The organism is Streptomyces sp. NPDC091376 (assembly GCF_044757085.1).
Lineage (GTDB): Bacteria > Actinomycetota > Actinomycetes > Streptomycetales > Streptomycetaceae > Streptomyces > Streptomyces pratisoli.
This window is the reverse complement of the sequence record NZ_JBIVUF010000015.1, coordinates 218,639-227,705: the sequence shown is the minus strand read 5'-3', so window position 1 is coordinate 227,705 and position 9,067 is coordinate 218,639. Positions and strand designations below refer to the sequence as shown.

Below are 9,067 nucleotides of genomic sequence, written 5' to 3'. Positions count from 1 at the left end.
ACGCCCGGTTACATTCCGAACCCGGAAGCTAAGCCTTTCAGCGCCGATGGTACTGCAGGGGGGACCCTGTGGGAGAGTAGGACACCGCCGAACAATCATTGAGCCTCAACCCCCGGACCCTGTCCGGGGGTTGAGGCATTTCTGCGTCCTTCGGGCTGACGTGACGTCAGAAAGCTGGTGTCCCGGCCGATTAGGAGCACGCGTGAGTTCGCGCTAGGATCTGTCTTGTTGCCGCGCGGGAGACCGCGACAGGGTAACTGGCCCCTATAGCTCAGTCGGTAGAGCGTCTCCATGGTAAGGAGAAGGTCAACGGTTCGATTCCGTTTGGGGGCTCCGAACGGAAGAAAGGCCCTCGCCTCGCGGCGGGGGCCTTTCTTCGTTTCGCCGGCGTCGGCTCAGCCCTGGTGCGGCTCCGGGACGCGCATCGCGAGGATCGCCATGTCGTCGGAGGCGGGCTCCGCGGCGAAGCGCTCGACCGCGCGGAGGACGCGCGCCGCGACCGCTCCGGCCGTGAGGCCCGTACACGTCGTCAGAACGTCGGTGAGGCCGTCGTCACCGAGCATGCGCGTGCCCTCACGGCGTTCCGTGACGCCGTCGGTGACGCAAAGCAGGACATCGCCCGGGTCGAGAGTCACGGTCTGCTCGTACAGCTCCAGGTCCTCCATCACCCCGAGCAGCGGCTGCGGTTCGGCCGCCGGCTCGACGGAGCCGTCCTGGCGCAGACGCAGCGGGAGCGGATGGCCGGCGCAGACGACCTTGAGGAGCGCCGAGCCGTCCTCCTGGGGCCACAGCTCGCCGTACAGCAGCGTGAGGAAGCGGCTGCGGGCGCCCTCATCGAGGATCGCCGCGTTGAGGCGCTCCAGTACCGCCGGGCCGCCGAAGCCCTCGCGGGCGAGGAGGCGCAGGGCATGGCGGGCCAGGCCGGTGACGGCGGCCGCCTCCGGCCCCGTGCCGCAGACGTCGCCGATGGCGAAGCCGTAGGCGCCGTCGCGGATGGGGAAGAGGTCGTAGAAGTCGCCGCCGACCTCGTTGCCCTCGCCGGCGGCGCGGTAGATCACCTCGACCTCGACGCCGGGGACCTGGGGGAGGCCGGGCGGGAGCAGGCTGCGCTGGAGGGCCTGGCTGATGGCCGTGCGCTCCGAGTACAGGCGGGCGTTGTCGAGCGCGAGAGCGGCCCGTCGGGAGAGGTCCTCGGCGAGTTCGAGGATCTCCTGGCGGAAGTGGTCGTCGGAGGGCTTGCCGAGAGTGAGCATGCCGATGACGCGGTTGCGGGCGACGAGCGGCAGAACGACCGTCTCGCCGCCGACCGCGGAGGCCGTGGCCAGGGTCGTGCCGATGCCGGACGACACATGCGTGGCGCCCAGGCCCAGTTCACGCATCGAGGTGCGCAAGGCTGCCTGGTGCGCTGCTTCGGCCGGGGCGTGCCAGGTGCGGGCGCCGGGCGTCGGCACCGGGTCCGGCGGGTCGATCTTCGACAGAAGGGCCTTGAGGCCGTCGATGCGCTCCTCGTCCTCGTGCAGCACGTACGAGAGGTACGGCTCGGAGGACTGATCGGCGATCGTGTAGACGGCGCACCAGGTGGCGAGCGTCGGGACCGTCATCTGGGCCATGAGGGCCAGCGTCTGGTCCCGGTCCAGTGTGCCCGCAAGCAGGTCGGAGGCCTCGACGAGGAAGCTGAGGGAGCCGCGCCGGAGGCGTTCCAGCTCGCCGAGGCGGGCGGACTCGACGGCGAGCGCGATGCGGTCGGCGGCGAACTGCAGACGCAGCGCTTCCTCGTTGGCGTATCGGCCGGGGGCTTCCGCGGCGACGCCGAGGGAGCCGGTGAGCCGGCCCTCGACCTTGAGCGGGACGGTGACGACGGAGCGCATGCCGGTGCCGCTGAGGAGCGGGACGGCGCCGGGGACGGCGGTGAGGTCCTCGTGGACGGCGGGCATGCGCGCCGAGCCGTAGCGCCCGGTTCCCGCCTCGACGGGGACGCGGGCGAAGCGCTGCCGGGCGGACGGGAGCCCGGTGGTGGCCCGTACCTCCAGCTCCGTCTCGTCGTCGGTGGCCAGCAGGAGGAAGGCCGAGTCGCCGTCGAGCATGTCGCGGGCGCGTTCGACCGTGCGCTGGAGGAGACCGTCGAGGTCGTCCGGCGCCGGGGAGCCGATGAAGACCTCGAAGGGGTCGGCGTTGCGGCTCTCGTGGTTGGCGCCGTCGGTGGCGGGGGCCCGCATGGGGGTCTGCAGCACGGCGCGCTCGTAGTCCCGTACGAGGAGGCAGACGGTGGACGCCTCGCCCTGGGTGTCGCGCACGCGCAGGTGCGAGGCGTAGACGGGGATGACGCGGCCGTCGGTGCCGCGGATGCCGTAGCTGCCCTCCCAGCGGGAGAGTCGCAGGGCCTCGGCGATGCCGGTGCCGATGCCCGGTGTGTGGGGCCAGGCCGCGAACTCGCCGAGGGGCTTGCCGAGGACCTGGTCCGCCGCGTAGCCGAAGAGGTGCTCGGCGTCGTCGTTCCAGGAGGTGATGGCTTCGTTGCGGTCGATCTGGAGGACGGCGACACGGACGCGCTCGTCGGCGACGGGGAGGAGGTCGACGGGCAGGACCGGGCCGGCCGAGCGGGTGCCCACCGTGCGCTGCGGCAGGTCGAGTTGGAACCAGACGTGCTTGTGGGTCGGGGTGTACTCGACGCCCCAGCGGGTGGCCAGCGCCGCGCACAGCAGCAGCCCCCGGCCGTTCTCCCGGTCGGGGTGGGCGAAGGCTCTGCTGCCGCCCTGGATGGGGATCTCGCGTTCCGGGTAGTGGTCGGCGACCTCGACCCGTACGCCCTCCTCGGTCCGCAGGCAGAGCACGTCGGCGGCGGTGCCGGCGTGGATCACCGCGTTGGTGACGAGTTCGCTCGTGAGGACGACGGCGTCGTCGACGACGTCGGAGTGTCCCCAGCCCTGGAGTGTGTCGCGGACGAAGGCGCGGGCCGTCGCTACGGACCGCCCGACGGGGTCGAAGCTGGCAGCCGCCCGCGCGGTGATCACAGAGTTCCTCATACGCGTCTCGACGCCCGGCTCTGACATGGTCGGTGCCCGCCCCTCCCGGTGCCCGTTGGTAGTTCCTCGCGCCATGCCGCCCCCGCCGGGCGACCGGGGCGGTTGGACAGCCGGATGCCAGGTTACTTACCTTCGCTGTCCGAGCGGATGCCGGTCACCGCTGTTTCCGCCTTCCAGGGGCGGGGACGCTATGCGAAGCTGCCGAACTGTTATGGCCTGGTTCGGCTGTGGTGAAACACTGGGAAAGCTTCTGAGACAGCTCGATCAAGATGGTCAACCCCTGCGGGAGGGACACGGTGGAGTCTGGTGCAGCGTCGCGTGGCACTGGCACGCGCGCACAAGGCGGACAGTCCCGGAGAAATCAGTCACGCGGGGGGACGACAGCGGTGGACACCGCGGCTCTGAACCGGCTGATGGCGGCCCTTGTGGCCATGCGGGACGGGAACTTCCGCAAGCGGCTGACCGTGTCGGGCGACGGCGTCATGGCGGAGATCGCGGCCGTCTTCAACGAGGTCGCGGACCGCAATCTGCATCTGACCGGAGAACTCGCGCGGGTTCGGCGTGTCGTCGGTCGTGAGGGAAAACTCACGGAGCGGCTGGAGCCCGGAGCCTGCGAGGGGTCCTGGGCCGCCGCGATCGACGCCTCGAACGAGCTGGTGGACGATCTGGCGCGGCCGGTGTCCGAGGTCGGCCGGGTGCTGTCGGCGGTCGCCGAGGGCGATCTGGAGCAGCGCATGGAGCTCCGTTCGCACGCGGCCGAGGGTTCCGACGGGACCGTGCGTCCGCTGCGCGGCGAGTTCCTTAAGGTCGCGCGTACCGTCAACAACCTGGTCGACCAGCTGTCGGCGTTCACCGACGAGGTGACGCGGGTCGCACTGGAGGTGGGCACCGAGGGCAAACTCGGCGGCCAGGCCCAGGTGCGAGGAATGTCCGGTTCGTGGAAGGACCTCACGGATTCCGTCAACACGATGGCGTACCGGCTGACGGCTCAGGTACGTGACATTGCTCTCGTGACGACGGCGGTCGCCAAGGGCGATCTGTCGCGGAAGGTCACCGTGCATGTCGCCGGTGAGATGCTCCAGCTGAAGAACACCGTGAACACCATGGTGGACCAGCTGTCCTCGTTCTCCTCCGAGGTGACCCGGGTGGCCCGCGAGGTGGGCACGGAGGGCGAGCTGGGCGGTCAGGCGGCGGTGCCGGGCGTCGCCGGTGTGTGGAAGGACCTGACCGACTCCGTCAACACGATGGCGGGCAATCTGACCTCGCAGGTGCGGGGGATCGCCGAGGTCACCACCGCGGTCGCGAACGGCGACCTGTCGCAGAAGGTCACGGTCAGCGCGCGCGGCGAGGTCGCACAGCTCGCCGAGACCATCAACCAGATGACCGAAACTCTTCGCACCTTCGCGGACGAAGTGACGCGTGTGGCGAGTGAGGTCGGAGCCGAGGGTCTGCTCGGCGGTCAGGCGCAGGTGCCCGGCGCGGCCGGTACGTGGAAGGACCTCACCGACTCGGTCAACACCGTCTTCCGCAACCTCACCACGCAGGTGCGGGACATCGCCCAGGTGACCACCGCGGTCGCCAACGGTGACCTGTCGCAGAAGGTCACCGTCGATGTCGCGGGCGAGATGCTGGAGTTGAAGAAGACCGTCAACACGATGGTGGAGCAGCTCCAGTCGTTCGGTTCCGAAGTGACCCGGGTGGCCCGGGAGGTCGGCGTCGAGGGCCGGCTCGGCGGCCAGGCCGAGGTGCCGGGCGCGGCGGGAACCTGGAAGGACCTCACCGATTCGGTGAACACGGCGTTCCGCAACCTCACCGGTCAGGTGCGGGACATCGCCCAGGTGACGACCGCAGTCGCCAACGGTGACCTGTCGCAGAAGGTCACCGTCGACGTGGCCGGCGAGATGCTGGAGCTGAAGAACACCGTCAACACGATGGTGGCGCAGCTGTCGTCGTTCGCCGACCAGGTGACGCGGATGGCGCGGGACGTGGGTACGGAGGGCCGGCTCGGCGGCCAGGCCCGGGTCGACGGAGTGTCCGGTACGTGGAAGGAACTCACCGACTCCGTCAACTTCATGGCGGGGAACCTGACCTCTCAGGTGCGGCAGATCGCCCAGGTGACCACGGCGGTGGCGCGCGGTGACCTGTCGCAGAAGATCGACGTGGACGCGCGCGGCGAGATCCTGGAGCTGAAGAACACCATCAACACGATGGTCGACCAGCTGTCGGCGTTCGCCGAGCAGGTGACGCGGGTGGCCCGCGAAGTGGGTACGGACGGGCGGCTCGGCGGCCAGGCGCAGGTGCCCGGCGTCGCCGGTGTGTGGCGCGATCTGACGGACTCCGTGAACGGCATGGCCGGGAACCTCACGGCCCAGGTGCGCAACATCGCGCAGGTCGCCACGGCGGTGGCGCGCGGTGACCTGTCGCAGAAGATCGACGTGGACGCGCGCGGCGAGATCCTGGAGCTGAAGAACACCCTCAACACGATGGTGGACCAGCTGTCCAACTTCGCCGAGCAGGTGACCCGGGTGGCCCGCGAGGTGGGCACCGAGGGCATCCTGGGCGGCCAGGCGGAGGTGCAGGGCGTCTCCGGCACCTGGAAGGACCTCACGCAGTCCGTCAACTTCATGGCGAACAACCTGACCTCGCAAGTGCGCAACATCGCCGAGGTGACGACGGCGGTCGCCAAGGGCGATCTGTCGAAGAAGATCACCGTCGACGCGAAGGGCGAGATCCTGGAGCTGGTGACGACCGTCAACACGATGGTCGACCAGCTGTCCAACTTCGCCGACGAGGTGACCAGGGTCGCCCGTGAGGTGGGTACGGAGGGCATCCTCGGCGGCCAGGCCCGGGTCCGCGGTGTCACCGGCATCTGGAAGGACCTCAGCGACAACGTCAACCTGATGGCCAACAACCTGACCAGTCAGGTGCGGAACATCTCCCGGGTGTCGTCCGCGGTGGCCAACGGTGATCTGACGAAGAAGGTGACGGTCGAGGCGCGCGGCGAGGTCGCCGAACTGGCCGACACCGTCAACACGATGGTGACGACCCTGTCGTCGTTCGCGGCAGAGGTGACGAGGGTCGCCCGTGAGGTGGGTACGGAGGGCATCCTCGGCGGCCAAGCCCGGGTGCCGGGCGTCGCGGGTACCTGGAAGGACCTCACCGAGTCCGTGAACTCGATGGCGTCCAACCTGACCGGGCAGGTGCGCCAGATCGCCACGGTCACCACCGCGATCGCCAAGGGTGATCTCACCAAGAAGATCGACATCGACGCGCGCGGCGAGATCCTCGAGCTGAAGGACACCATCAACACGATGGTCGACCAGCTGTCCTCGTTCGCCGAGCAGGTGACGCGGGTGGCCCGCGAGGTGGGTACGGACGGCATGCTGGGCGGCCAGGCCCGGGTCCGCGACGTCGACGGCACCTGGCGGGACCTGACGGAGTCCGTGAACGAGATGGCCGGGAACCTGACCCGGCAGGTGCGCGCGATCGCCGCGGTCGCCACGGCGGTGACCCGCGGCGACCTCAACCTCAAGATCGATGTGGACGCAGCGGGCGAGATCCAGGTCCTGCAGGACAACATCAACACGATGATCGCCAACCTGCGCGACACCACCCTCGCCAACGAGGAGCAGGACTGGCTCAAGGGCAACCTGGCCCGTATCTCCGGTCTGATGCAGGGCCGACGGGACCTGGACGACGTCGCCTCGCTCATCATGAGCGAGCTGACGCCGGTGGTCTCCGCACAGCACGGCGCGTTCTTCCTGGCGATGCCCACGGGCGGCGGGGGCGAGCTCGGCACGGGCAGCGAGGGTTCGTACGAGCTGGTGATGCGCGGCAGCTACGGCTACTCGGCCGGCCTGATGCCCACGTCGTTCCGGCCGGGGGAGACCCTGATCGGCACGGCGGCCGAGGAGAAGCGGACCATCCAGGTCAACGTTCCGCCGGGCTATCTGAAGATCTCGTCGGGGCTGGGCGAGGCCTCGCCGGCGCATGTGATCGTGCTGCCGGTGCTGTTCGAGGGGAAGGTCCTCGGCGTGATCGAGCTGGCGTCCTTCCAGCCCTTCACCCAGATCCAGCGGGACTTCCTCAACCAGATCGCCGAGATGATCGCGACGAGCGTCAACACGATCAGCGTCAACACCAAGACCGAGGTGCTGCTGAAGCAGTCGCAGGAGCTGACCGAGCAGCTGCGTGAGCGCTCGGAGGAGCTGGAGAACCGGCAGAAGGCGCTGCAGTCGTCCAACGCCGAGCTGGAGGACAAGGCCGAGCTGCTGGCCCAGCAGAACCGCGACATCGAGGTGAAGAACACCGAGATCGAGGAGGCCCGGCAGGTCCTGGAGGAGCGGGCCGAGCAGCTCGCCGTCTCCATGCGCTACAAGTCCGAGTTCCTGGCGAACATGTCGCACGAGCTGCGCACCCCGCTCAACTCGCTGCTGATCCTCGCCAAGCTGCTCGCGGACAACGCCGACACCAACCTCACACCGAAGCAGGTCGAGTTCGCCGAGACGATCCACGGCGCGGGCTCGGATCTGCTGCAGCTCATCAACGACATCCTCGATCTGTCCAAGGTCGAGGCGGGCAAGATGGACGTCAGCCCGACCCGTATCGCGCTGGTGCAGCTCGTCGACTACGTGGAGGCGACGTTCCGGCCGCTCACGGCGGAGAAGGGGCTCGACTTCTCGGTGCGGGTCTCGCCCGAGCTGCCGGCCACGCTCCACACGGACGAGCAGCGGCTGCTCCAGGTGCTGCGCAATCTGCTGTCGAACGCGGTGAAGTTCACCGACACCGGTGCGGTGGAGCTGGTGATCCGGCCGGCGAACGCCGACGTGCCGCAGTCGATCCGTGAGCAGTTGCTGGAGGCGGGGTCGCTGCGCGACGCGGACGGCGATCTGATCGCCTTCTCGGTCACCGACACCGGTATCGGGATCGCGGCGAGCAAGATGCGGGTCATCTTCGAGGCGTTCAAGCAGGCCGACGGCACGACGAGCCGTAAGTACGGCGGTACGGGCCTGGGGCTGTCGATCAGCCGGGAGATCGCCCGGCTGCTCGGTGGCGAGATCCATGCCGCGAGCGAACCGGGCCGCGGTTCCACGTTCACGCTGTACCTGCCGCTCCACCCGAGCGAACTGCCGCCGCAGGGCTACCCGCAGCTCGTTCCGGGGCCCGAGATGCCGATGGCCGCCATGGACGACGCGGGGATCGCCGAGGCGGGCCCGCAGGCGCCGTCGGCGGCCCCGGACGCGCACAACGCCCCCGGGACGCTCTTCCGTCGCCGTCGTAAAGCACTGGGCGCCATGGACCTGCGGCACGCGCTGCCCGGTCAGCCCGCCGGGTCGCCGGGCGGGTCGCTGGAGGCCTGGGCGGGACAGCACCCGCAGGAGGGCGCGTCGGAGCCTCGCCCCACCTTCACGTTCCACAGCGAGAAGGTGCTCATCGTCGACGACGACATCCGCAACGTCTTCGCGCTCACCAGCGTGCTGGAGCAGCACGGACTGTCCGTGCTGTACGCGGAGAACGGGCGGGAGGGCATCGAAGTCCTGGAACAGCACGACGATGTGACGGTCGTACTGATGGACATCATGATGCCGGAGATGGACGGGTACGCGACGACGACGGCCATCCGCAGGATGCCGCAGTTCGCCGGGCTGCCGATCATCGCGCTCACCGCGAAGGCGATGAAGGGCGACCGGGAGAAGGCGATCGAGTCGGGTGCGTCCGACTACGTCACCAAGCCGGTCGACCCCGACCATCTGCTGTCCGTCATGGAGCAGTGGATGCGCGGATAGTGACGATGGTTGGTCGCGGGGGCATCACAGTCTGATTGCGGACTGTGCGGATTCTCGCGTGTTGCTGACTGACTGTGCTCGAAGGCGTGTGAGAGGGCGGTATCCGGGGAACCTTCTGGTCTCCCACCGCGTTTCTGCTACGTGCACAGTGACATCGCGGTGACAGGGTGTGGCGACGGGCGGGGTGCGGCTACCATGACCGGCACAAGGACGGGCGGCGCTAGGGAGTCGTCCCTCGGGGCGGCGCCCGGTGCTTCT

2 protein-coding genes, 1 tRNA gene and 1 rRNA gene are annotated in these 9,067 nt (G+C 69.1%); 3 read left to right on the top strand and 1 reads right to left on the bottom strand.

Going from position 1 to position 9,067, the window contains the following annotated elements; translation table 11 throughout:
• A 5S ribosomal RNA gene (rrf, locus tag ACIQMR_RS28785) occupies nt 1-93 on the top strand; the annotation flags it as partial.
• Between the two features lie 167 nt (nt 94-260).
• Nucleotides 261-333 (top strand) — tRNA-Thr (locus ACIQMR_RS28780).
• 62 nt (nt 334-395) lie between these two features.
• Here ACIQMR_RS28780 and ACIQMR_RS28775 read toward each other — a convergent pair.
• The gene (locus ACIQMR_RS28775; RefSeq protein ID WP_401393217.1) at nt 396-3,050 is read right to left on the bottom strand and encodes a SpoIIE family protein phosphatase; all 2,655 of its coding nucleotides are present in this window, start codon (nt 3,048-3,050) and stop codon (nt 396-398) included.
• 269 nt (nt 3,051-3,319) lie between these two features.
• On the opposite strand from ACIQMR_RS28775, the gene ACIQMR_RS28770 reads away from it, so the two are divergent.
• On the top strand, nt 3,320-8,809 hold the full coding sequence (locus ACIQMR_RS28770) for a HAMP domain-containing protein (RefSeq protein ID WP_401393214.1): 5,490 nt from the start codon (nt 3,320-3,322) through the stop codon (nt 8,807-8,809).
• Nucleotides 8,810-9,067: the final 258 nt, after the last annotated feature.